Raw genomic sequence first — 23674 nt, 5'->3', positions numbered from 1 at the left:
GAAATAAGGCAAGGCGAGATAGGCCTCGCGGCGAAAGCATTTCAGGCCGCAGCCGGTATCGCGGGTATCGTCCCTGAGCACGCGCGCACGCACGCCATTGGCGACCCGCGACTGCCATTTCTTGAAGCCCGTATCCTTGCGGCCGACGCGCTGCCCCTGGACGAGCCCGGCCTCCAGACCCGCCTTCTGCAGGGCCTCGACCATGGCCGGGATGAAAGCCGGGTCGTTCTGGCCGTCGCCATCGAGCGTCACCACCACCGGCGCGCGGGCATGGCGGACGCCGCTGCGGACGGCGGCGCTCTGCCCGCAGGACTGCTCATGCCGCAGCACGCGCAGCCAGGGGCGGGTCTCGGCGAGCTTCGCCAATGCCTCGGCGGTGCCGTCGCTCGAGCCGTCATTGACATAGATCACCTCGAAAGGCCCGAGGTTCCGGCAGGCCGTCTCGATATCCGCCAGCAGCGGCCCGACATTGCCGACCTCGTTGCGGACAGGCACGACGACGCTGAGCAGCGGCGGAGCGTTGGGAGAGGGTTCGGTCACGAAAGCTTCATCCGGGAAACGGCGCGCAAACTGCGTCAAGCCGGGCAACAGGGCAAGCGGGTTTCACTGGCGCGCGAAAACGGCGACTTCAAGCCGGCGGCCGCCATTCAGGTTGAAGCCCGGGATGCTGGTGACGAGGCGCGGCGCGATGCCGGCCGCGGCGATGGCAGCCTGGAAATCGGGCTGGAACCGCTTCTCGACAAGCGCCACACGGCAGCCGGGCTGGTTCAGGAATGCGGCGGCGGCAGAGCCGTCGGCGCCCATGGCGAGATCGGTTTTGGTCAGGAAGACCAGGCTTGGCTCGCGATAGCCGACCGTAATGATCGCCGGATCGGCGCAGCCGACGGCGCGCGCGGCCTCGGCCAGCCGCGGCGAGAGCTTCAGCGAGCGCAGGCTCTCGATCGCAAAACCGTAGACGCCGATGGAGAGCAGCAGGCTCGCCAGCACGCCGCGCCAGAGCGCACCTTCGAGATCGCCGCGCCGGAAGGCTGCGACGACCCGCAGGGCGGCCGCCAGCGCGAGCGCGAGCGCCGGCAGCGCGAGATAGGGCACGGTGCCGTCGAAGGTCCAGTTGGCGTAGAGGATGACGCCGACCAGGGCGGCCGGGACGAGGACGACCAGCGCCGCCGTCGCGGTCGAGCCGCGCCGGAAGCGGTCGATGCCGCCATTGACCAGCGCCAGCAGAAGCAGCGCCGTGACGGCCGGATAGAGCGGCAGGACATAATGCGGCAGCTTGGTCGGCACAGCCTCGAAGACGATCCAGGACGGCGCGATCCAGGCCAGCAGGAACAGGATCTGCGGCTCGCGCCGGCGCGCCCAGGCGAAGGGGATCGCCATCGCCGCGAAGGCCGCCGCCGGCCAATAGGTGCCGAAGAAGATCAGGAGATAGAGGCCGGGCGGCCCCCAGTGCTTCTCCTGGCCTTCGGCGACCTTGCCCAGCATGTCGGCGCCGACGCTGTCGGCGAAGAAGCTGCCGCCGGTCTTCCAGGCAATGGCGAGGAACCAGGGCAGTACCACGACGAGGCAGAGCAGGAGGCCGGGGCCGAAGCGCAAGGGCGCCATCCAGCGCCAGGAGCGCTCACGGAGACAGAGCACGAGCGCCGCCAGCCCCCAGACCATCGGCACGATCGGTCCCTTGATCAGCAGGGCGATCGCGGTTGCGCCCCAGAAGACCAGCCAGTTGCGGCGGTCGGGCGCGAAGGGCAGCGAGCGCGTCCAGTCGAGCCAGGTGCGCGCCATCGCACCCATGGTCGCGACCGCGCAGGCAGCCAGCACGGCGTCGGTCTTGGCGATCCGCGCCTCGACGCCGAGCAGGACGGCCGCGGCCATCAACGCCCCCCCAAGGAAGGCCATGCCGGGGCTGAGGAAGGCGAGCAGCGCCCAATAGGTCAAGAGGACCGTGGCGACGGCGCCGACGAGCGACGGCAGGCGATAGAGCCAGATCTGCCGCCTCGCCTCGGTGACGCCGAGCGCTTCGCCGGCAGAGACCGCGGCGCTTTGCAGCCAGTAGATCCCGACCGGCTTCTTGTGCCGCGCCTCCTGCTGGAAGCGGATATCGACGAAATCGCCGGTCTCGAGCATCTGCTTGCTCGCCTGCGCGAAGCGCGGCTCGTCGCGGTCGAGCGGCTGCAGCGTGGTGAAGCCCGGCAAGAAGCAGGCGAGCGACAGCGCCAGCAGGACGAGGCAGGCGCGCCAATGGCTGGCGGCAGCGAAACCGGTCAGACGATCGAAAACGGGCCGGAGCGAAAACATTGTCCATCCTCGCGACCGGCCAGGCCGCGTTCATCACAGGCGGTAAACAGCGCGGGCCGAACGATCGCCGCAGCGCCGCCGGCATGGCGAGGCTTTCGGGCGCGATCAAGGCAAAACCGCCCGCGTCGACGGCCAGCGCCGTTTACGACGCCACCTCCCCGGCCGCAAGCCGGACGGCATGACATCGCGCCGGAGCCTCGATATCCTGCCCCGCGGTCAGCGGGGGCGCGACGTGGGCAGACTTCTGTGGAACGCGATCCGCGCCGGGCTGTGGGGACTGCTGCTCGTCCCGCTCTTCGGCCTTCTCTTCGTCTTCGGCCTGATGATCTTCGACCCGAAATGCGGCAGCCCCGGCGATTCCGGCGGCTGCGCCATGGGGCTCGTGACCGTGCCGGCCGTCCTCGTGGTCCCGGGTTTTGCGACCTTCTTCGGCCTCCGCCTCCTCCGGGACCTGTGGACGCTGCGTCCGCGGGATTGGGGCACGGCGATCAGGCGCCTGAGGACCTGGGGGCGCGAGGATTAGGATCTGTTAGCGTCTGGGGCGTGCCCACCCGCCTGGCGGAGGATGGGGATGGCAGTGCCGACGGATGCGCAGTGGGTGATGCTGGAGCCGCTGACATCGCGAAGACCGCGACTGTAATGCCAGCGGCAGTCAAGTCCTCCACACTAGATATTTCAGGACCTACCCATAATCTGAACGGCAACGTTATATTCTGAAGTATTATAAGCGATGTATTTGAATGCCAAAGATTTTTGTTGAATCAATTCTTCAAAGGCCCGATGCTCATGGTCTTTCCAGCCATGATAATTGAAATACTCGTCGAAAAGTATTATACTCCCCGGAACCAATCTATCGCCAACATTATCGAATATAGTTTTTGTGCTTGAATATAAATCGCAGTCGATATGCAGGAAGGATATCGTATCGTCTGAATTCTTCATGAATTTCGGTAAGGTGTCGTTGAACCAACCTACGTGCAATTCCACATTAGGACGAACGCTTGGAAGCTTGCCGTGAAGGTTAAACGTGCCTTTTCGATATCCGTCCGTCCAATCTTCCGGTAACCCTTCAAATGAATCAAAGCCGTGTACAGTTCGCGATGAACCCACATGATCAGCGATACGATTAATCGTTTCTCCGCTCCAGACACCAAATTCCATCAACAATCCATTTGGAGGAGCTAACGCTATGCTGTAGTTAAAAACATCTCTAGTTATTGAACTTGAAAATGCGCCTTCCATATTTCTTCGCGCGTAGTCGCCACTCTCAAGTAGCGCATTGAGCCGCCTTGCGCTCTCATGGCTATGGACATTCCATGAGATGAATTTTTTAGCTAATTCATCCGCATAGCTACCTTTGAATTTCTTGTAAAATTTCAGAAGATCCATCTGCGAACCCTGTCGTTTTCAGCATGGCAGACATATATCGGTCTATTTTAGCATTTACTCGATATTTATAACAGCAGAGCACTGTAATACTGGGGAAGGACGATCGCGTGGATTTGGCAAATTCGCCGAGCACACAGAAAATTCATGCACAAATCGACGCGATCCATCGATCATGAATGCAGTTTCATCACTCAGAGAAGATCGATGTTGATCAATATCAAGTCTAGGTGACTTGGTGCAGATAGCGGAATTCAAGGCTAAGCCCGTTAGCGCCTGATCCAGTCGAGGGCAGCGGCGAGGCAGAGCAGGCCGACGCAGGAGCGTGCGGTCTTCTCGTAGCGAGTGGCCATCGCCTGCCACTCCTTGAGCCGCGCCCGAAGCCGCTCGACCTCTTCCGACAATCGCACCGCTTCCGCCCACGCGGCCCAAGAATCTGGGTAGCGCGCGGCGTCGCAAAATCAACTTGCGCCAAGACTTTCCCGAAGATCTATCCCACTCACGCCTTCTTCAGGAACTCCGTCCTGAGCACGAGGCCCCTCACCTTCTCGGCGTTGCACTCGATCTCGCTCTCGTCGCCGGTCAGGCGGATGTTCTTGACGAGCGTGCCGCGCTTCAGGGTGACAGAGGTTCCCTTGACCTTGAGGTCCTTGATCAAGGTGACGGAATCGCCGTCCTTCAGCAGGTTGCCGTTGCTGTCCTTCACATCGCTCATCGTGATTCCCGGCCGGTGAGATGATTGATCCCGCCTCGCGCGGCAGGCAATCGGGATGGTGGCGAGCCCGGCAGGATTCGAACCTGCGACCAGCAGCTTAGAAGGCTGCTGCTCTATCCATCTGAGCTACGGGCCCGTAGTCGAAAGCGCCGCGACAGGCGGCGCCCAGCCGATCAATGCGTCCATTGCCCGACGCGGTTGAACTTGAAATTGTCCGAATAGGCCATGGAGCGGCGCTTGGTCTCGTGCGGCTGCTCGACCCGGTAGGGAATGCCGTTGCGCGTCGCATAGGCGACCGCCTCGTCCACGGTGTCGAACCAGAGCTTGACCTGGCTCTTCATGTCGGCCGACGAGGTCCAGCCCATCAGCGGCTCGATCTGGCGCGGCTGCTCCGGCTCGTATTCCAGCAGCCAGCGCTCGGTCTTGGCGGTACCGGACTGCATGGCGTTGCGGGTCGGGCGATAGATGCGTGCGGTCATGGTCTGGCTCGGCCGTCACTTCGGTTTCGTCATGCCGCCGGACGGGCGGGTCGAGGAATGGTCGGGGCACCAGGATTCGAACCTGGGACCCTCTGCTCCCAAAGCAGATGCGCTACCGGGCTGCGCTATACCCCGAATGGCCATTCTCGTCGTTGCGGTTCGCTATCACGGCCGGGCCTCGTGCGGCAAGCGAAAGGCCGCGCTCAACGCTTGAACAGCGAATGTTCCACGCGGTCGCCCGGCCTGATGCCGAGCTTGCTCGCCACGCCGCCATTGATCTCCAGCACCGACAGGACCGGCTCGCCGGAGGGAATCGTGCGCACCGAGAGCGGCTCGGTCTGCTCGGCGATGCGCGCGATCGTGCCATCGGCGCGGATGAACAGCATGTCGAGCGGGATATAGGTGTTCTGCATCCACATCGACACGGGCTCGACCTGGCCGAAATCGAACAGCATGCCGCGGTCGCCGGGCATGTATTTGCGATGCATCAGGCCGCGGGCGCGCGTCTCGGGCGTGCGCATCACCTCGACCTGGAAAACATGGCGCTGCCCGCCGCCGCCAATGATGGCGAGCTGCTCCAGCCCGGTCGCCGGCGCCGGCGCCGGCGCCGCCTGCGCATGCGCGGGCACGAAAGCGAGCAACAGCCACGCCATGCAGGTCATCAGGAATCGTCCGGCGGTCCGCATCGTCTTGAGGCTCCATCGCGTCGCTCGCCTGCGGCTCCTGCACGCATCGAATGGCGAATCTGCGACAGATACGGGAGATCACGCGCAAGCCGTCAAGTTTTTCCCGCAATCGCCGGGATATGTCGTCTTTCTTTCGACGCCGCCTTGCGGCAGGGTCGCAGCCGCAATGTGGAGACCAGCATGATCGCATCGACCCCCCTTCGCAGCCCGGCGCGTCTCGCGCGCGGCTTTGGCGTCACGGCCCTGATCGTGCTGGCCGTGCCGGCGTGGGCGGCCGATTTCGAGGTCGAGAACCTGCGGCTCGATCTCGGTACGTTCGTCGTCGCGGCGCCGAAGGTCGTGGTCAGGGGATCGAGCCTCGAGCGCGAAGCCTTCGTCTCGCTGTTCAACGCGGGCACGGGCGAAAGCGCCGTCGCGCGGACGGGCCGGCTCAACGCCGCCGAGATCAGCGCGCCTGAGCTGACGATCGAGCAGTCCTTCGGGCCGCAACGCCAGGTCACGATCTATCGCGACATCCGCCTGAGCGACATCCGGGACGGCAAGATCGGGACCGGCCTGACCGCGAGCGGAACGATCGCCGTCACAGGCGGCGAGGCGGGACCGATGACGGGCGAGCTGAAACGCTTCAGCTTCGAGGCCTTCGATACGCGCCATTTAGCGCGCGTGCTCACCGAGAGCGCCAAGTCAGGCGTCGAGGAGCCGATGCTGCCGATCTTCGGCCGTTTCGACCAGGACAGCTATACGCTCGACATGGGGCAGGCCGGCAAGATCTCGATCGGCAAGGGGAGCAGCCGCAATCTCAAGGCCCGGGTCGGCGACGAGCCGCTGGGCGAGATCCTGTCGCGCATTGCCGCCCAGGCCGAGGCCGACCAGAAAGCCTTGCGCGACCCCAAGGCCAAGCGCGACCCGGCGCGAGCCGAAGTCGACAAGCGCCTGGCGCTGTCCGTGCTCGCGCTGTTCGATTCGATAGATTACGGCAGCGGCGAAGTCCGCGACATGGCGATGACCATCAAGGCGCCGCCCAAGCCTGGCGACGCCCCGGTGCCATTCGACATGCGCGTCACCCGCGTCGCCTATGGCGAGGATACGCCGGCCAAGTCCGGCTATGTGATGGAAGGCTTCGAGTTTGCCGGCGGTGGCGCCAAGGGCGCGATCGATTCGCTGAGCTATTCCGGCTTCTCCTTCGGCCCGGCGCTGAAGGGGCTGAAGGAGCTGCTCGCGAAGCCGGATGCCGATTTCGACACGGCCGACTACCGCAAGCTGATCCCGACGCTCGGCACGATGCGGATGACGGGACTTTCGGTCGATGCGCCGCGCCCGGACAAGCCGGGCCAACCCGCGCTGCCGCCGATCCGGGTCGGCCTGGGCACCTTCGAGCTCAAGGCGCAGGACCAGCTCAACGGCGTGCCAACCAAGCTCACGCTGACCATCGACAAGCTCACCGCCCCGGTGACCGAAGGCCCCTCCAATCCGGCCGCCAAGGACCTGATCGCCATGGGCTACAAGGCGATCGACCTGTCGGCCAAGCTCGACCTCGCCTGGGATGCGGCGCGCAACGAGCTCGCGATCCGCACGCTCTCGTTCGGTGGCGCCGACATGGCGCAATTCGAGGCGTCCGGCACGCTCGGCAACGTCACCAAGGACCTGTTCTCCAGCGATCTCGCTTTGGCCCAGGTCGCGGCGCTCGGCGCGACCGCGCGCAATCTCGAGGCAAAACTGCGGAATTTCGGGCTGATCGAGAAGGTCATCGAGAACGAGGCGCGCAAGGCCAAGCGCAAGCCGGAAGAGCTGCGCCGCGAATATGCGATGATGGCGAGCCTCGGCCTCGCCGCCATCCTCGGACCGTCCGACGCCGCCAAGGCGCTGACGGCCGCTGTCGCGCGCTTCGCGGCGCAGCCGGGGACCCTGACGGTCCAGGCGAATGCGAAATCGGGCGGCGGGCTCGGCCTCGCCGACGTCCTGACGATGGGCGATCCGACCGAGATCTTCGACAAGATCGACCTCAAGGCCAATGCCGAATAGCGCCGAGGACGAGATTCCTGCCGAAGACAACGCCTGGCGGCCGGGTGCCCTCGCCGCCTGGTGGGCCGGGCTGCCGCAGGGCCCGCGCAGCCTGCTGCGCCGGCGCGTCAACCCCGACAACCAGGCGCGCCTGCATCTGGCGCACCTGATCGCGCGCCGGCCCGGCCAGATCATCGTCGGGCCCTATACCTATGGCCGGCCCAAGGTGCGCTTTCCCGAAAGCGGCGCGCGGCTGAGCATCGGCCGCTACGGCTCGATCGCCGACAATGTCGAGATCCTGCTCGGCGGCAACCATCGCACCGACTGGGCGACGACCTATCCCTTCCCTGCCCTGCCCGGTCTCTGGCCGGCAGCGGCGGGAATGGGCGGCCATGACGCGACCCGCGGCGACGTCACCATCGGCCATGACGTCTGGCTCGGCTCTCAGGCGATGATCCTGTCGGGCGTCACGATCGGCCATGGCGCGGTGGTCGCGGCCCGCGCGGTGGTGACAAGGGATGTCGCACCCTATGCCATCGTCGCCGGCAATCCGGCGCGCGAGATCAGGAAACGCCTGCCGGAGGCCGATATCGCGACCCTGCTGGCGGCGCGCTGGTGGGCCTTGCCGGAGGCGGAGGTCGCCGCGCTGCTGCCGCTGCTGATGTCGGATCGCGTCGACGAGCTGGCGGCGCGGATCAGGAGCGGCGCAGCAACCAGCGCTTGAGACTAGAGCCGGATGACTTCAGTTGGAATCGCTTTGCGGTTCCAACTGAAGTCTGAATCCGTCTCTCACTATCAAGTTAGAGCAAGATCAATGCGAAAAACCGGTTCCCACTTTTTCGCATCCTGCTCTAAGCGCCGGTTTCTCGGCGCCGTACCAGGGCGGCAGCGGCAGGGAGATCACGCGCCTGGCCCTTCCGCCGCGAGCTTTTGCCGGGTCAGGGCCGTTTGGCCGCGCCGCCAGGCAATGCCGCCTGCGACCGAGCCCGCATGGGCCATCATCTTGATCTGATTCAAGATCAGCGCATAACCGACTGTCTTCGCTGCATTTTTGAGAACTGACCCCAAAGGCGGCGCCGGCAGTCCGTGCTTGGCGGCGACATAGGCCTGCGACCAGGCCAGGTGCCAGCGCGCATTGAAGCGGCGGGCGGGGCTCGGCTTGCTCGACCGCCCGCGCGCGTGCTGCGCCTCTGCAGCATGGACATGGACCAGCGCATGTCCCGAATCGCGCATGCGCCGACAGAGATCGTCATCCTCGTAGAACAGGAAGATTCTCGGATCGAAGCCGCCGAGCGAAAGGAAGATCTCGCGCCGCACGAGGAGGCATGCGCCGGAGAGGAAAGGCAGGCAGGCATCACCATCCGGGACCACCGCGGCCGAGGCCGCATTGAGATGGGCCGGCGAGAGCAGCGAGCGCGGCTGAATGAAGATCCGCCCGGAAGGCTCGACGATGCGCGGCGCGAACATTCCCGCGTCGGTGTAGCGTTCCGCCGCGGCGAGGAGCGCTGCAACCGCTCCCGGCTGCAACACGAGATCGGGATTGACGATGAGGACGAAGGGGCTCCGGCAGGCCGCGACGCCCTGATTGTTGGCGCGGCCATAGCCCTGGTTGCGTGGATTGACGATCACCGTCGCGCCATGCGCCCTCGCGACCTTCGCCGAGGCGTCGCCGCTGGCATTGTCGACGACGATCGCGGGCACCCCCTCGCCTGCAAGCGCGTCGAGACAGGCCGGCAGGACCTCGGCGCTGTCATAGGCGACGACGATCGCGGTGACTGTTTCCTGGGTCGGGGGCAAATCGTCGGCCGGCATTCCTGCCTTCTGGCCGGGATCGGCCGTGGCAGGCAAGCGGAATTCAACGCTTGGCGAGACTGGCGAGCTCGCGCTGCACGGCATCGCGCTCGGACGCGTCGCAGAGACGGGGCGCCTTATAGGACTTGACCGCGAAGCTGGCATTGGCAGCGATGAAGCGCCCGCGGTCGGCGGGCGCGAGCCTCGCGATCACGCGGCCGCGGTCGATCCTGACGCCGCAATCATAGCCGCGCGAGACCCGGGCGGCCGTGAATTCCGGCGTGCCGGGAACGGGACCGGTCGTCGTGCAGCCGGCCAGAACGGGCAGGACCAGCCCGCAGGCGAAATATCTGGCGAAGCGCACCGACGTAAGACCGCTCAGAATCCGTCGAAATCGCCGGCGCGGACGCGCGCCATGCGCGGCCTCAGCGCGCCGCGCTCCTCGGGAGCGCAAGCCTCTGGCCGCACATCCTGATTGATGGTCGCAGCCTCGGACACGGTGACATAGGTCGAGCGTGCGCTCGCGACCTGCTCCGGCGTCGCGCCGCGCGCGCGTTCGGACGCCAGGAACCGCTCCAGCGTGCTCGCCCGCGGCGCCCCGGCGCGGCAGGCGATCGAACGCGACACCAGGTTGGCGAGCTCTGCCGCGCGCCCCGCGCTCGGGTTGGAATGGGGGGAGACGCAAGCAGCGAGCGGCAGCGCGAGCAGGCAGGCGAGCGCGGGCAACCGCGCTCCGGACAGGGCAGGCATGGGAGGGTCAGCCGTTCTTTTCGGGCAGGTTGAGACGGATATGCAGCTCGCGCAGCTGCTTGGGACCGACATCCGACGGCGCGCCCATCAGCAGGTCGACCGCCTGCTGGTTCATCGGGAAGAGCGCGACCTCACGCAGGTTCGTGGCGCCCGCCAGCAGCATGATGATGCGGTCGATGCCGGCCGCCATGCCGCCATGCGGTGGCGCGCCGTACTGGAAGGCGCGATACATGCCGCCGAAGCGCTCGATCACCGTCTCCTCGCCATAGCCGGCGATCTCGAAGGCCTTGACCATCGCCTCGGGACGATGGTTGCGGATGCCGCCCGAGGCGAGCTCGTAGCCGTTGCAGGCAATGTCGTACTGGAAGGCCTTGATCGCCAGCGGGTCGTCGTTCTGCAGCGATTCCAGCCCACCCTGCGGCATCGAGAACGGGTTATGCGAGAAATCGACCCGCTTCTCGTCCTCGTTGTACTCATACATCGGGAAATCGACGATCCAGGCGAAGGCGAAGGCGTTCTCGTCGATCAACGAGAGCTCCGAGCCGACCCGGTTACGTGCGTTGCCGGCGAATTTGTAGAACTTCTCCGGGTTGCCGGCGGCGAAGAAGGCGGCATCGCCATCCTTCAGGTCGAGCGCCACCCGAATGGCCTCGACCCGCTCGGGGCCGATATTGTTGGCGATCGGGCCCGCGCCGGCGCCCTCGCGCCACATGATGTAGCCGAGGCCGGGTTGACCTTCCCCCTGCGCCCAGGAGTTCATCCGGTCGCAGAAGGCGCGTGAACCGCCGCCCGGCGCCGGAATGGCCCAGACCTGGTTCTTCTCGTCCTCGAGGATGCGGGCGAAGACCTTGAAGCCGGAACCGCGAAAATGCTCGGAGACGTCCTGCATCTCGAGCGGGTTGCGCAGGTCGGGCTTGTCGGAGCCGTATTTGCGGATCGACTCGGCATAGGGGATGCGCGGCCAGTTCTTGGTCACGCTCTTGCCGCCGCCGAACTCCTCGAAGACGCCGGAAATGACAGGTTCCATCGTGCGGAAGACATCGTCCTGCGTGACGAAGCTCATCTCGACGTCGAGCTGGTAGAACTCGCCCGGCAGCCGGTCGGCGCGCGGGTCCTCGTCGCGGAAGCAGGGCGCGATCTGGAAATAGCGGTCGAACCCCGCCATCATCAGGAGCTGCTTGTATTGCTGCGGCGCCTGCGGCAGCGCGTAGAACTTGCCGGCATGCAGGCGGCTCGGCACCAGGAAGTCGCGCGCGCCCTCGGGCGAGGACGCCGTGAGGATCGGCGTCTGGAACTCCGAGAAGCCCGAGCTCTTCATGCGGGTCCGGATCGAGTCGATCACCTTGCCGCGCAGCATGATGTTGTTGTGCAGCTTCTCGCGGCGCAGATCGAGGAAGCGATATTTCAGCCGGGTGTCCTCGGGATATTCGAGATCGCCGAAGACCGGCAGCGGCAGCTCGCCGGCCGGCCCCAGCACCTCGAGCCCGGTGGCAAAGACCTCGATCGCGCCGGTCGCGAGATTGGCGTTGCCGGTGCCTTCCAGCCGCGCCTTGACCTTGCCGTCGATGCGGATGACCCATTCCGCCCTGACCTTCTCGGCCTCGGCGAAGGCCGGCGAGTCGGGATCGATCACGACCTGGGTCATGCCGTAATGGTCGCGCAGGTCGATGAAGAGCACGCCGCCATGGTCGCGGATGCGGTGGCACCAGCCCGAGATGCGGACCTGGCTGCCGATATCGCTCTCGCGAAGGGCGCCGCAGGTGTGGGAACGGTAGCGATGCAGGGTCACGGGTATCGTCTCTCGAAACACGAAGAGGCCCGCACGCAGCCGGCCGAAAGCTTGTGCGTAAGCACACGCAGGCGGGCAGCTTGTCAAGAATGGCCGCGGCAGAACGGCCATGGGAACGGCCGCTGCAGCCGCCCCGCCGCCGTCAAAATGCGTCGCGCGCCGACGCTGCCGGCCGGCCCATGCGAAAACAACATTCCCCTGCGGCGGCGCATGTTCTATGAGCCGCTTCCATGAGCCTCATCTCAACCACACAGGATCTGGCAGACGCCTGCGCGCGCCTGGCCCGGCATCCGTTCGTCACGGTCGATACCGAGTTCCTGCGGGAGACGACCTATTACCCCAAGCTGTGCCTGATCCAGCTCGCCTCGCCCGACGAGGCGGTCCTGATCGACCCGCTCGCGCCCGGCATCGATCTCGCGCCCTTCCTGGCGCTGATGGCCGACCCGAACGTCGTCAAGGTCTTCCACGCGGCGCGGCAGGACCTGGAGATCGTCTGGATCATCGGCAAGCTGATCCCGACGCCCCTCTTCGACACCCAGGTCGCGGCCATGGTCTGCGGCTATGGCGATTCCGTCGGCTACGAGCAGCTCGCCAACGATCTCGCCAAGGCGCGGATCGACAAGTCCTCCCGCTTCACCGACTGGTCGCGCCGGCCGCTGACCGAGGCGCAGCTGACCTATGCCGAGTCCGACGTCACCCATCTGCGCGACATCTATCTCGCGCTCTCGGCCGATCTGGCGGAGAGCGGCCGCGAAGGCTGGGTCGCCGAGGAAATGGCGATCCTGAATTCGCCCGGCACCTATGAGGTGAAGCCCGAGAACGCCTGGCTGCGTCTCAAGGGCCGCATCCGCAAGCCCAAGGAGCTGGCGCTGCTGATGGAGCTTGCGGCCTGGCGCGAGCGCGAGGCGCAGACCCGCGACGTGCCGCGCCAGAGGGTGCTCAAGGACGACGCGATGATGGATGTCGTCCAGCGGGCGCCGCGTTCGACCGAGGCGCTGGCGGAGCTGCGCTCGGTGCCGAACGGCTTCGAGCGCTCACGCGCCGGTGGCGAGGTGCTGGCGGCGATCGAACGCGGCCTGGCGCTCGATCCGCGCACGCTGCCGCGTCTGGAGCGGGAACGGGGCCGGCCCTCGAACGGCGCCGTGCTCGACCTGCTCAAGGTCCTGCTCAAGGCGACGGCCGATACCGAGCGCGTCGCGCCCAAGATCCTCGCCTCCTCCGACGATCTGGAGGCGATCGCCTCCGACGACGAAGCCGAGGTGCCGGCGCTGCGGGGCTGGCGGCGCGAGGTCTTTGGCGAGAAGGCATTGGCGCTCAAGAACGGGCAGCTCAGCCTGAAGATCATCCGCGGCCGCGTCGCCGTCGCCTGAGGGCCCGTCTCAGCCGCCCCGGATCTCGGGCTCGCGGCCGAGCAGCCTGGCGAGCTGCTTGAGCCGGCCGGACACCCGGTCGCTCGACAGGGCCTTGAGATCCTCGGGGAAGCGCAGCACGAGCCGGCGATCGACGCAGGTCAGCGAGATGCGCGGCAGGATGTCGGGCATTCCGGCCGATAGCAGGTAGGCGACGCGGAAGGCGCTGGCGAGGAGCTGCGATTTTTCCAGGAGCCGGGGCGTCAGCAGCCGTCGCAGCCCCGCGGCCATCGGCGTGTCGCCCTTGGCGCCGGCATAGCGGTGGAAGACGGTCAGCGCCAGGAAGGCCCGGCCGGGGTGATCGACGCCGCTGAAAGCGGCATGGGCGATGACGTTGAGGCTCTGCTCGCCGCGATAGTCCGGATGGGCGCGCCAGCCGATATCGGAGAGAAGGCAGGCGACATCCTGCAGGCGCCGGGTGGCGGCGTCCTCGTAGAGCCCGCTGCTGGTGACGAGCCTCTCGACCCAGCCGATCAGGTCGGCGGCGTGGCGCGGGTCGCGGGCGCGCAACTGGTTGTAGTCCTGCGCGCCTTGCAGCAGCGGATCGACCCGGCGTTCCTCGTCGGGGAGCTGTTCGTGCAGCAGACCTTCGCGCACGCCGCTCGCGGAGACCACCACCGCCCGCGGCCGACCGCGCTTGATCAGCAGGTCGAGGACGAGCGCGCCATAGGCGAGCAGCGGCCGCCGGGCCGAGGACACCGCCTCGATCGATTCCAGCACGGCGCTGTCGGCGCGCTCGACCAGCTTGGCGAATTCGGCGACGTCGTTGGCGGGAACGGTATAGCCATGCATCACGCTCAGCGGATAACCGCTCTGGCGCTGATGCAGCGTCGCGAGCGCGCGCCATGTCCCACCCACCGCGTAGAAGTCGCGGCCGCGCATGGCGGCGACCTGCGGCAGATGGTCGAGCGAATCGCGGACGATCTTCTCGGCCTGCTTCAGCGAGCCCTTGGAGCGGTCGATCAGCGCGAGCCCGCCGATCGGCATGCTGACCCCCTCCCCGACCCGGTCGCCATCGACGGAGGCAAGCTCGAGGGAGCCGCCACCGAGATCGCCGACGACGCCGTGCGGCGCCTCGAAGCCCGAGATCACCCCCAAGGCTGAAAGATAGGCCTCGCGATCGCCCGAGATCAGCTCGATCGGCTGGCCGATCGCCTTCTCGGCCCGGACGATGAAATCCGGCCCGTTGGCGGCGTCGCGCGCCGCCGCGGTGGCGATGACCCGGATATTGCCGACATGCATCGCCTCGCAAAGGATGCGGAAGCGCACGAGCGCGTCGAGCGCCTTCGCCATGGCGTCGTCGGCGAGCCGGCCGGTCGTGGCGACCTGCCGGCCGAGGCCCGCCATCTCCTTTTCGTTGAAGACCTGCGCAGGCGAACGCGACAGCATCTCGTAAACGACGAGGCGAACCGAGTTCGACCCGATATCGACGATCGCAAGCGTCTCGCCGAGGCTCAACCGCCCCGGAACCAGGCTCGGGTCAAACCTTTCTGCCGGTGCGGCGCGCAAGGCTGCGAGGGCTTGAATTGGAGAGCGATTTTCCACGTCCGGACAGGCTCGGATTGGTCATGAAATATTTATGGGCGTTGAACGACTCGTCGCTGGCCGGCCGGACAATGCGTCGTGAGCCGCCATCGGGCAAGATGGTCCAGCTCTGTTCGTTGTCGAGAAAATTCGCGAGCATGATCTGCTCCAGCAGCTGCTGGTGCACCGTTGCGTTCAGAATCGGCGTCAGCGCCTCGACGCGGCGGTCGAGATTGCGGGGCATCAGGTCGGCCGAGGAAATATAGAGCTTGGCCTTGGCCGAGGGCATGCCATGGCCGGCGCCGAAGGCGTAGATGCGGGTATGTTCGAGGAAGCGCCCGACGATCGACTTGACGCGGATGTTCTCGGAGAGACCCGGAATGCCCGGCCTCAGGCAGCAGATGCCGCGGACGACGAAGTCGATCTCCACCCCCGCCCGGCTCGCATCATAGAGCGCATCGATGATCTCGGGATCGACCAGCGAATTGCACTTGCCCCAGATAGCGCCCTTGCGGCCGGCCTTCACATGCGCGACCTCCTCGGCGATGTCCGAAAGCAGGCGCTGCTTCAGGCCCACCGGCGAAACCGACATCTTCTCGAGCTCGGCCGGCTCGGCATAACCGGTGATGAAGTTGAAGACGCGCGCGACATCCTGGCTCAACACCGGGTCGGCGGTGAAGAACGAGACGTCGGTATAGATGCGCGCGGTGATCGGATGGTAGTTGCCGGTCGCGATATGACAGTAGCTGACGAGCTGGCCTGACTCGCGCCGCACCACCATCGAGAGCTTGGCATGGGTCTTCAGCTCGATGAAGCCGTAGACGACCTGGACGCCGGCGCGCTCCAGGTCTTTCGCCCAGCGGATATTCGCCTCCTCGTCGAAGCGCGCCTTGAGCTCGACCAGCGCCGTCACCGACTTGCCGGCTTCGGCGGCCTCGGTCAGCGCACGCACGATCGGCGAGTTGGACGAGGTCCGGTACAGCGTCTGCTTGATCGCGACGACGTTAGGGTCATGCGCCGCCTGCTGCAGGAACTGGACGACGACGTCGAAGCTCTCATAGGGATGATGGACGAGCAGGTCCTTCTGGCGGATGGCCGCAAAGCAATCGCCGCCATGCTCGCGGATGCGCTCGGGAAAACGGGCGTTGTAGGGCTTGAACTTGAGGTCCGGCCGATCGACGCCGACGAGCTGCGACAGCTCGTTGAGCCCGATCATGCCCTCGACCGCGACGATCTCATCGTGATCGACCTTGAGCTCGCGCACGATCAGCCGGCGCAGATGCTCGGGCATGTCGTCGCTGACCTCGAGCCGGATGACGACGCCGCGGCGGCGCTGCTTCAGCATCGTCTCGAAGACACGCACCAGGTCCTCCGCCTCCTCCTCGATGTCGAGATCGGAGTCGCGGATGACACGGAAGGAGCCTGTGCCCTTGACGTCGTAGCCGGGGAACAGCTTGCCGATGAACAGCGAGACCGTGTCTTCCAGCGTGATGAAGCGGTGGATGCCGTCGCGCGCCAGGTCGGGCAGCTCGATGAAGCGGTCGATCTTGATGGGAACGCGGATCAGCGCGTCGAGCAGGCGGCCGTCATTCGTCCGCTCCAGCGCGAGCGCCAGCGTGAAGCCGAGATTGGGGATGAAGGGGAAGGGATGGGCCGGGTCGATGGCCAGCGGCGTCAGCACCGGGAAGACGTAGTGCAGGAAATGGTCCTCGAGCCAGGTCCGATGCGGCGCACCGATATCCTTCGGCCCGAGCAGCACGATGCGGTTGTCGTCAAGCTCGCGCTTGAGCTCGACCCAGCGCGCCTGCTGGTCGTCGGTGAGGTCCGCCGTCGCCTTGCCGATCGCGACGAGCTGCTCGGCCGGCGTCAGCCCGTCCTGGCTCGGCGTGACCACGCCGGCCTTGAGCTGCTCGCGCAGGCCCGAGACCCGGACCATGAAGAACTCGTCGAGATTATTGGCCGAGATCGACAGGAACCGAAGCTGCTCGAGCAGCGGATGGTTGCGGTTCGAGGCCTCTTCCATGACGCGCCGGTTGAACTGGAGCCAGGAGAGCTCGCGGTTCATGAAGCGCGACGGCGACTGCCGCAGATCGATCGCGCCAGGTTCAGGAGCGCGCTCGGCGACCTTGAGATCCGTGGGTTCGACATTCATGGAAATCGCCTTCGCTTGGGAAGCTGCCTTGGCCACATCGGTCTCCCTTTCGGCCTTGAAGACATCCTAGCGTGACGTTTCGATGACGGGCGAGCCGGATTTGCGTGGTGCGCGAGAAACCGTGTTCCCCGCCATCGTGTTCCCCTGCATGCGGCGAGTGGCCCACTTGCGCGGCCGCGGCCGCTCCTGTTTGGTGACGCTGACCAGCGGCCGCGCGCCGCGCCGACGCGGCGGACCCGCGCAAAGCCCTGCAGAGACCATTCTTGAGCGACAGCGCCGCCCCCCATGACGATGGCGACATCGTCTATCCGTCCGCGATCCCCTTCGTCCTGGCGCATCTCGCCTGCCTGGGCGCGATCTGGAGCGGCGTCACCTGGACCTCGGTCTGGCTGGCGATCGGGCTCTACTGGCTGCGGATGTTCGCGGTGACCGGCGGCTATCATCGCTATTTCTCGCATCGCTCCTACAAGACCAGCCGCTTCGGCCAGTTCCTCCTCGCCGCACTCGCTCAATCGACGGCGCAGAAGAGCGTGCTCTGGTGGGCCGCGAAGCATCGGCATCACCATCGCCATGCCGATACCGAGCTTGACGTGCATTCGCCGGTGCTGACCTCCTTCGCCTATTCGCATCTCGGCTGGATCTTCAGCCGCGACCATCAGAGCTTCGACGATTCCGCGATCGGCGACCTGACGAAGTTCCCCGAGCTGCGCTGGCTGCACCGGTTCGAGCTCGTGCCGGCGGTACTGCTGGCGGTCATCTGTTTCGCGATCGATGGCTGGGCGGGGCTCTTCGTCGGCTTCTTCTGGTCGACCGTCGCGGTCTATCACGCCACCTTCTGCATCAACTCGCTGGCGCATGTGCATGGCGACAAGGATTACGTGACCGGCGACGAGAGCCGCAACAACTGGTGGCTCGCCATCATCACCATGGGCGAAGGCTGGCACAACAACCACCACGCCTACCAGTACAGCGTGCGCCAGGGTTTCCGCTGGTGGCAGTGGGATCCGACCTATTATCTCATCCTCGGCCTGTCGAAGATCGGGCTCGTCTGGGACCTGAAGGCGCCGCCGCCGGCCGTGGTCGAACGCTCCCAGGCCCTGCCGCCGCGCGTGATCGAGCGCTCGGCCGAGCGGCTCGCCGCCTCGGTGCCGCTCGACCGCGTCGTCAGCGCCTTCCGGGAGGCCTATGCGGCGAGCCCGGCCCTGTCGGAACTGCACCTGCCGACCATGACGCTCGCCGACCTGCGCGAGGCGCTGGCCGAATTGCAGCACCGCGCCGGCGACCGCCTGGCCCTGATGCAGCAGCAGGCCCACGACGCCGTGGCCCAATGGCATATGCCGGTCCTGCCGAGCCGCGAGGAGCTCAGCGAGAAGGCCGCCGCGATGTTCGTGCGGACACCGTCGCTCGACGCCATCGCGGCGCGGGCGCATGAGCTCCTGATCGAAGCCATGCATGCGCGGCTGGTCGCGCCGGCCGGCGGATCGGCGCAGGCCCGGAGCTAGAGCATCGGACCGAAAAGTGGAATCCACTTTTCGGAAAAATCTGATGCTTACACAAAGAGATAGATCGCCACTTTGCGTCCGTCAGGATGCGCGGCGATCTAGGAATCCTCGCCCGGGAACAGCTCCGCCAGCGCCTCGGCGGCGAGCGGGCGAGTGACCCGGCGGCCGCGCTCGAGCGAGAGCCGGTCGAGCGCATCGACCAGCGCGCGCGCGGCGGCGAAGGAGCGCTCCATCCTGAGCGCGAGCGCCTCGATGATGCCGGTATCCACGACCAGCTGCCGGTCGATGAAGAGCTTGACCAGGACGGCGCGCAGCAAGGCGTCGTCCGGTGGCGCGATCGTGGCATGGGGCGCCAGCCTGAGCCGGGACAGCAGATCCGGGACCCGCAGCCCCCACTGATCCGGTGCCGAGCGTGCGGTCAGCAGCAGCGAGCCGCCCTTCGCCTTCATCGCGTTCATCAGATGGAACAGCGCCGGCTCGTCGCGCTCCTGCCTGTCGCAATCCTCGACGACCAGCGCTCCGCCCGAGACCAGATGCGGCACGCTCGCCTGCGTCACCTGCGAGGCCGGGACGGTCCAGGCATGGGCACGCTGCGCCCAGATCGCCGCGAGATGCGTCTTGCCCGCCCCTTCCGGCCCGACCAGGCGCAGCCAGGCCTCGGGCCAGTGCGGCCAGGCCTCGACCAGCCCATAGGCCGCCTCGTTGGACGGGCCGATCAGGAAGTCCTCGACGCCGTGGCGGCTGTCGACCGGTAGGTCGAAGGCGAGCTGGCGCGGCCGGCGTGGCGGCTCGGCCTTGGATGGTTCGACCTTGGGCTCAGACATCCCTGGCTCAGACATCGGCCTTGAGGCGCTCGTGGGTCTCGGCCGCCTTCGCCGCGTCGCCGCCGTGATAGATGTTGCTCGCCAAATACTGCCTGAGCGCGAAGCGGCAAAGCACCCCGATCACCGCCGCCAGCGGCACCGCGAGCAGAAGGCCGACGAAGCCGAAGAGCGTGCCGAAGGCGAGCAGCGCGAACATCAGCCAGACCGGATGGACACCGATCGAATCGCCGACGAATTTCGGCTGGAAGATATTGCCCTCGAGGAACTGGCCGGCGGCGAAGACGGCGAGCGTCGCCAGCGGCATGGTCCAGTCCGGCCAGAACTGCACGGTGGCGACGCCGACCGACAAGACGAGGCCGGTCAGCGACCCGACATAGGGGATGAAGGAGAGGAAGCCGCTGATGATGCCGATCAGCGCGCCGAAATTGACGCCGAGCAGGCTCAGGCCGATGGCGTAGAAGGTGCCGAGCAGCAGGCAGACCAGCGCCTGGCCGCGTAGGAAGCCGGCGATCGCCCGGTCCATCTCGCGCAGCAGCCCACGGATCGTGTCGCGATGGTCGAGCGGCAGCCAGCTGTCGACGGTCGCGCACATGCGATCCCAGTCGACGAGCAGGTAGAACGCGATGACCGGGGTCAGCACCAGCAGCGAGAACACGCCGATAATGGCGGTTCCGCCCGACCAGAGCGACTGCAGGACGCTGCCCATCCATTTCGTCGCCTCGCCGACGAGGTTGCCGAGCGAACTCTGGGCGTCCTCGGCAAGCTTGGCGCCGCCGAGCCGCTCCAGGAGCGGCGCGCCGCGCTCGAGGATGAGCGCCTGGAGCTTGGTGGCGTCCTCGGGCAGGCGCGCGACCAGCCCGGTGAGCTGCTGACCGAGCAATGGAGCAAGCAGCACCAGCGCCAGGACGAAGATCAGGATGAACACGACCAGGATGACGATGGTCGCCGCCAGGCGCCCCAACCCCAGCCGTTCCAGCCGGTCGGCGAGCGGGTCGAGCAAATAGGCCAATGCCAGCGCCGCAATAAAGGGCAGCAGCACGTCGCGCAGCAGCACGAGCAGCAGCACGAGCACGACGAGCGAGATCAGCCAGAAACCGATTTGGCGTTGCAAGGTCATGGACAAATGGCCCTCGGCAGGTTTTGCGACGCGCTTATCGGCTACGCCCTCACCCAAATGGCTGGGCGCGAGCTAAGTTCCAAGCCGCGAACCAGAGCCGGTGCGACCTCAAGCAGTCAGGCCGCCATGTGCCGCAGCCAGAATGCGAGATAGGCCGCCATCGAACCCACCGTCAATATGGCGACCACGAGTTGGCCGACCTGGGTCGCCGGGCCGGGATCGATGCCGAAGGCGTTGGAGCCCAGGACCAGGGCGGCGAAGATCAACTGCGCCGCGGTGTTGAGCTTGCTGACCACGAAGGGGGCGATCTCGACCGGATTCGCCATCACCCAGGACAGGATCACGGCAGCCACGATCATGATGTCGCGCGAGACCACGAGGATCACCAGCCAGACCGGAATGACGCCGATCATCGCCAGCGTGATGTAGATCGAGACGATCAGCGCCTTGTCCGCGACCGGGTCGAGATAGGCGCCGAGCTCGCTTGCCATGCCGAAGCGCTTGGCGAGGAAGCCGTCGACGGCGTCCGATATCCCGGCCGCGACGAAGGCGATGAAGGCCATCTGCCAGCGTCCGTTGATGATCATCACGACCACGAGCGGCACCAGGAACAGCCGGCCGATGGTGATCAGGTTGGGAAGGGTCATGCCGACTTAGTCCGCAAGGCGGGAGCGCCAGCCGAGGCTAGAGCCCGAAACGGTGCACGGGCAAGGCCGAATCCGTCATGGCGGCTTGCAAGCGGCGGCTGGCTTGCCTATCGCTCGCGCGAACCGCACGAAAGCCGAGGACCATGAGCAAGCCGGGAGCGAACGGACTGACCTATGCGCAGGCGGGCGTCGACATCGATGCCGGCAACGCCATGGTCGACGCGATCAAGCCGCTGGTGCGCGCCACGCGCCGGCCGGGCGCCGATGCCGAGATCGGCGGCTTCGGCGGCCTGTTCGACCTGAAGGCCGCCGGCTTCAGCGACCCGATCCTGGTCGCCGCCAATGACGGCGTCGGCACCAAGGTCAAGATCGCGATCGAGAGCGGGCTGCATTCGACGATCGGCATCGATCTCGTAGCGATGTGCGTCAACGACCTCGTGGTGCAGGGCGCCGAGCCGCTGCTCTTCCTCGACTACTACGCGACCGGCAAGCTCGACCCGAAGGTCGGCGTCGAGATCGTGCGCGGCATCGCCGATGGCTGCCGCCAGGCCGGCTGCGCGCTGATCGGCGGCGAGACCGCCGAGATGCCCGGCATGTATGCCGAGAAGGATTACGACCTCGCGGGCTTCGCCGTCGGCGCCGCCGAGCGCGGCACATTGCTGCCCCGTGCCGATCTGGCGCCCGGCGACATCGTCTTCGGCCTGCCCTCTTCCGGCGTGCATTCCAACGGCTATTCGCTGGTCCGACGCATCGTCGCGCTGTCGGGACTGGGCTGGGAGGCGCCCGCCCCCTTCGCGCCCGGGACCAGCCTGGCCGAAGCGCTGCTCGTGCCGACGCGGATTTATGTGAAGCCGCTGCTCGCCGCGTTGAAGGCGACCTCCGGCATCAAGGCCCTCGCCCATATCACGGGCGGCGGGTTTCCGGACAACATCCCGCGTGTGCTGCCGGACGGGCTCGGCGTCTCGCTCGACCTCGCCGCGATCCCGGTGCCGCCGGTCTTCGGCTGGCTGGCCAAAATCGGCGGCGTCGCCGAGCGCGAGATGCTGCGCACCTTCAATTGCGGGATCGGCATGGTCGTGGCGGCGGAAGCCGGCAAGGCGAAGGAGGTCGAGGACGCGCTGAGTGCCGCCGGCGAGGCGCCCGTGCGGCTCGGCGAGATCATCCCGGTGGCAGCGGGCGAAGAGGCCGTGAGCTATCGCGGGAAGCTCGGCCTGTGAGCCAGGCGGTCGTCCGCCGGCGCACCGGGATCCTGATTTCCGGCCGCGGCTCGAACATGGCCGCGCTGATCGAGGCGGCGCAGGCTGCCGATTATCCGGCCGAGATCGGGCTCGTGCTCTCGAATCAGCCAGAGGCCGGCGGCCTCGCGCGGGCTGAAGCCGCCGGCGTTCCGGTCGCGACGGTGGATCATCGCGCGTTCGCCAAGAATCGCGAGGCCTTCGAGCGGGCGATGGACGAGGTCCTGCGCGTCAACCAGATCGAGCTCGTCGCGCTCGCCGGCTTCATGCGCATCCTGACGCCCTGGTTCGTGCGGCGCTGGGAGGGGCGGCTGCTCAATATCCACCCCTCGCTGCTGCCGCTGTTCAAGGGCACGCATACCCATCGCCAGGCGCTGGCCGCCGGCGTGGCGGAGCATGGCTGCAGCGTGCATTTCGTCGTACCCGAGCTCGATGCCGGGCCGGTGATCGCGCAGACGAAGGTGCCGGTGCTGCCAGGCGATGACGAGGAGAGCCTTTCCCGGCGCGTGCTCGGCGTCGAGCACGCGCTCTATCAGCGCGCGCTCGCCGAGGTCGCCTCCGGCCGGGCAAGGCTCGTGGGCGGAGCGGTCGTGCGCGGCTGATCGATCGAGCAGGATTTTGCCCGCGCCCTCTCCTCCTCCTCGCGCTGCCAACGGCGGAACAGGTCGGCGCGGCGCGCCGGATAGCGCTCTTCGCGCAGGACGAGATCGGTGATGCGGTCGGTCCGGAAATGGCGGAACGCCTGACGCAGCTCGCACCAGGCGATGACGATCCGGACACGCTCATAGAAGGTCATGCCGATCGGCCAGATCATCCGGTCGGTCTCCTGGCTTGCCTCGTCGCGATAGCGGATCGCGAGCTTGCGGCCCTGCCGGATCGCCGCGCGTATACCCGCGACATCGACCTGATCGACCGGCTGGTCGACGCCATAGGCCGGCGCGAACAGCGCTCCGTCGAGCAGAATCGGCCGCAGATGCGCCGGCAGCACGGCCGCGACCTTGCTGACGACATCCTCGGCGGCCCGCGCCAGCACGGGGTCGGCGCGCTCGCCCAGCCAGCGCATGCCGACCAGCACGGCCTCGATCTCGTCGGGCGACAGCATCAAGGGCGGCATGTCGAAACCGGCATCGAGCACATAGCCGATGCCGGCCTCGCCGCGCACCGGCACGCCCTGGCGCATCAGGGCGCCGATATCGCGGTATATCGTGCGGACCGAGACATCGAGCTCGGCCGCGAGCGTGTCGGCGGTGACGGGGCGCCGCCGGCGCCGCAGCCCCTGGATCAGATCGAGCAGTCGTTCTGCGCGTTGCATGTCGAGGATTCCTACCCATCGCTTGCAGGCAGAATGCTCTAGCGCTGCTGACAGGAAATGTCA

At 66.6% G+C, this 23674-nt stretch carries 24 protein-coding genes, 2 tRNA genes and 1 pseudogene; 8 read left to right on the top strand and 19 right to left on the bottom strand.

Translation table 11 applies throughout. The features are described from left to right. Both ACTIF2_RS24970 and ACTIF2_RS24965 read right to left on the bottom strand, forming a co-directional pair. Positions 1-540, bottom strand: a 540-nt coding sequence (locus tag ACTIF2_RS24970; RefSeq protein ID WP_439499835.1) for a glycosyltransferase family 2 protein, incomplete at its 3' end; no start/stop codon positions are given. A gap of 63 nt (positions 541-603) precedes the next feature. Continuing rightward, complete coding sequence (locus ACTIF2_RS24965; protein WP_439499834.1) at positions 604-2292, bottom strand: ArnT family glycosyltransferase; 1689 nt, start codon at positions 2290-2292, stop codon at positions 604-606. Here ACTIF2_RS24965 and ACTIF2_RS24960 point away from each other — a divergent pair. Beyond that, the gene (locus tag ACTIF2_RS24960; RefSeq protein WP_439499833.1) at positions 2292-2474 is read left to right on the top strand and encodes a hypothetical protein; all 183 of its coding nucleotides are present in this window, start codon (positions 2292-2294) and stop codon (positions 2472-2474) included. The two genes, ACTIF2_RS24965 and ACTIF2_RS24960, sit on opposite strands and share 1 nt — an antisense overlap. A gap of 50 nt (positions 2475-2524) precedes the next feature. Further along, on the top strand, positions 2525-2815 hold the full coding sequence (locus tag ACTIF2_RS24955; RefSeq protein ID WP_439499832.1) for a hypothetical protein: 291 nt from the start codon (positions 2525-2527) through the stop codon (positions 2813-2815). 152 nt (positions 2816-2967) lie between these two features. On the opposite strand, the gene ACTIF2_RS24950 is transcribed toward ACTIF2_RS24955, so the two are convergent. The 7 genes and pseudogenes from ACTIF2_RS24950 to ACTIF2_RS24920 form a co-directional block, all read right to left on the bottom strand. Continuing rightward, positions 2968-3681: a class I SAM-dependent methyltransferase gene (locus ACTIF2_RS24950; RefSeq protein WP_439499831.1), complete on the bottom strand. Its 714-nt coding sequence runs from the start codon at positions 3679-3681 to the stop codon at positions 2968-2970. 266 nt (positions 3682-3947) lie between these two features. Further along, a pseudogene (locus ACTIF2_RS24945) lies at positions 3948-4070 on the bottom strand (IS5-like element ISMex42 family transposase); the annotation flags it as partial. A 107-nt stretch (positions 4071-4177) separates the two neighbouring features. Then, positions 4178-4393: an alkylphosphonate utilization protein gene (locus ACTIF2_RS24940; protein ID WP_439499830.1), complete on the bottom strand. Its 216-nt coding sequence runs from the start codon at positions 4391-4393 to the stop codon at positions 4178-4180. A 59-nt stretch (positions 4394-4452) separates the two neighbouring features. Then, positions 4453-4529, bottom strand: a tRNA-Arg gene (locus ACTIF2_RS24935). Positions 4530-4566: 37 nt separating this feature from the next. Further along, entirely contained in the window at positions 4567-4872 is a 306-nt protein-coding gene (locus tag ACTIF2_RS24930) for an ETC complex I subunit (RefSeq protein ID WP_439499829.1), read from the bottom strand. A 58-nt stretch (positions 4873-4930) separates the two neighbouring features. Beyond that, a tRNA-Pro gene (locus ACTIF2_RS24925) sits at positions 4931-5007 on the bottom strand. A gap of 68 nt (positions 5008-5075) precedes the next feature. Then, positions 5076-5525 (bottom strand): DUF192 domain-containing protein, encoded by a 450-nt coding sequence (locus ACTIF2_RS24920; RefSeq protein WP_439499828.1) that lies wholly within the window; start codon positions 5523-5525, stop codon positions 5076-5078. 213 nt (positions 5526-5738) lie between these two features. Between ACTIF2_RS24920 and ACTIF2_RS24915 the strand changes: the two genes are divergently transcribed. After that, positions 5739-7580: a hypothetical protein gene (locus ACTIF2_RS24915; protein ID WP_439499827.1), complete on the top strand. Its 1842-nt coding sequence runs from the start codon at positions 5739-5741 to the stop codon at positions 7578-7580. Continuing rightward, positions 7570-8283, top strand: coding sequence for a CatB-related O-acetyltransferase (locus tag ACTIF2_RS24910; protein WP_439499826.1), 714 nt, complete (start codon positions 7570-7572; stop codon positions 8281-8283). The genes ACTIF2_RS24915 and ACTIF2_RS24910 overlap by 11 nt, the downstream gene beginning before the upstream one ends. Positions 8284-8459: 176 nt before the next feature. Here ACTIF2_RS24910 and ACTIF2_RS24905 read toward each other — a convergent pair whose 3' ends face one another. The 4 genes from ACTIF2_RS24905 to aspS are packed head-to-tail and all read right to left on the bottom strand — an operon-like array spanning position 8460 to position 11883. After that, entirely contained in the window at positions 8460-9371 is a 912-nt protein-coding gene (locus ACTIF2_RS24905; protein ID WP_439499825.1) for a glycosyltransferase family 2 protein, read from the bottom strand. Between the two features lie 43 nt (positions 9372-9414). Beyond that, entirely contained in the window at positions 9415-9714 is a 300-nt protein-coding gene (locus ACTIF2_RS24900) for a hypothetical protein (RefSeq protein WP_439499824.1), read from the bottom strand. Between the two features lie 14 nt (positions 9715-9728). Beyond that, positions 9729-10076 (bottom strand): hypothetical protein, encoded by a 348-nt coding sequence (locus ACTIF2_RS24895; RefSeq protein WP_439499823.1) that lies wholly within the window; start codon positions 10074-10076, stop codon positions 9729-9731. A 31-nt stretch (positions 10077-10107) separates the two neighbouring features. Beyond that, complete coding sequence (gene aspS / locus ACTIF2_RS24890; protein WP_439499838.1) at positions 10108-11883, bottom strand: aspartate--tRNA ligase; 1776 nt, start codon at positions 11881-11883, stop codon at positions 10108-10110. A 236-nt stretch (positions 11884-12119) separates the two neighbouring features. Here aspS and rnd point away from each other — a divergent pair, with 236 nt between their 5' ends. After that, positions 12120-13259, top strand: coding sequence for a ribonuclease D (rnd, locus tag ACTIF2_RS24885; protein WP_439499822.1), 1140 nt, complete (start codon positions 12120-12122; stop codon positions 13257-13259). 9 nt (positions 13260-13268) lie between these two features. Here the strand turns inward: rnd and ppx are convergent, their stop codons facing one another. Both ppx and ACTIF2_RS24875 read right to left on the bottom strand, forming a co-directional pair. Further along, positions 13269-14756 (bottom strand): exopolyphosphatase, encoded by a 1488-nt coding sequence (gene ppx / locus ACTIF2_RS24880; protein ID WP_439499821.1) that lies wholly within the window; start codon positions 14754-14756, stop codon positions 13269-13271. A gap of 22 nt (positions 14757-14778) precedes the next feature. After that, complete coding sequence (locus ACTIF2_RS24875) at positions 14779-16974, bottom strand: RNA degradosome polyphosphate kinase (RefSeq protein WP_439499820.1); 2196 nt, start codon at positions 16972-16974, stop codon at positions 14779-14781. Between the two features lie 263 nt (positions 16975-17237). On the opposite strand from ACTIF2_RS24875, the gene ACTIF2_RS24870 reads away from it, so the two are divergent. After that, complete coding sequence (locus ACTIF2_RS24870) at positions 17238-18476, top strand: acyl-CoA desaturase (protein WP_439499819.1); 1239 nt, start codon at positions 17238-17240, stop codon at positions 18474-18476. 98 nt (positions 18477-18574) lie between these two features. On the opposite strand, the gene ACTIF2_RS24865 is transcribed toward ACTIF2_RS24870, so the two are convergent. The 3 genes from ACTIF2_RS24865 to ACTIF2_RS24855 form a co-directional block, all read right to left on the bottom strand. After that, positions 18575-19300 carry a P-loop NTPase family protein gene (locus ACTIF2_RS24865; protein ID WP_439499818.1) on the bottom strand — a complete coding sequence of 242 codons (726 nt, stop codon included), beginning with the start codon at positions 19298-19300 and terminating at the stop codon, positions 18575-18577. Positions 19301-19307: 7 nt separating this feature from the next. Continuing rightward, positions 19308-20417 (bottom strand): AI-2E family transporter, encoded by a 1110-nt coding sequence (locus ACTIF2_RS24860; RefSeq protein WP_439499817.1) that lies wholly within the window; start codon positions 20415-20417, stop codon positions 19308-19310. Between the two features lie 116 nt (positions 20418-20533). Further along, positions 20534-21064, bottom strand: a complete 531-nt coding sequence (locus ACTIF2_RS24855; protein ID WP_439499816.1) for a CDP-alcohol phosphatidyltransferase family protein — start codon at positions 21062-21064, stop codon at positions 20534-20536. A gap of 143 nt (positions 21065-21207) precedes the next feature. Here ACTIF2_RS24855 and purM point away from each other — a divergent pair, with 143 nt between their 5' ends. Then, positions 21208-22281, top strand: coding sequence for a phosphoribosylformylglycinamidine cyclo-ligase (gene purM, locus ACTIF2_RS24850; RefSeq protein ID WP_439499815.1), 1074 nt, complete (start codon positions 21208-21210; stop codon positions 22279-22281). Continuing rightward, positions 22278-22901 carry a phosphoribosylglycinamide formyltransferase gene (gene purN / locus ACTIF2_RS24845; protein WP_439499814.1) on the top strand — a complete coding sequence of 208 codons (624 nt, stop codon included), beginning with the start codon at positions 22278-22280 and terminating at the stop codon, positions 22899-22901. The genes purM and purN overlap by 4 nt, the downstream gene beginning before the upstream one ends. Here the strand turns inward: purN and ACTIF2_RS24840 are convergent. Then, complete coding sequence (locus tag ACTIF2_RS24840; protein ID WP_439499813.1) at positions 22832-23611, bottom strand: helix-turn-helix transcriptional regulator; 780 nt, start codon at positions 23609-23611, stop codon at positions 22832-22834. The two genes, purN and ACTIF2_RS24840, sit on opposite strands and share 70 nt — an antisense overlap. Positions 23612-23674: the final 63 nt, after the last annotated feature.

The sequence above is a fragment of the Allobosea sp. genome, from assembly GCF_051860145.1.
Lineage (GTDB): Bacteria > Pseudomonadota > Alphaproteobacteria > Rhizobiales > Beijerinckiaceae > Allobosea.
The sequence above is the reverse complement of the archived record's forward strand: the minus strand, read 5'-3'. Positions and strand labels throughout refer to the sequence as shown.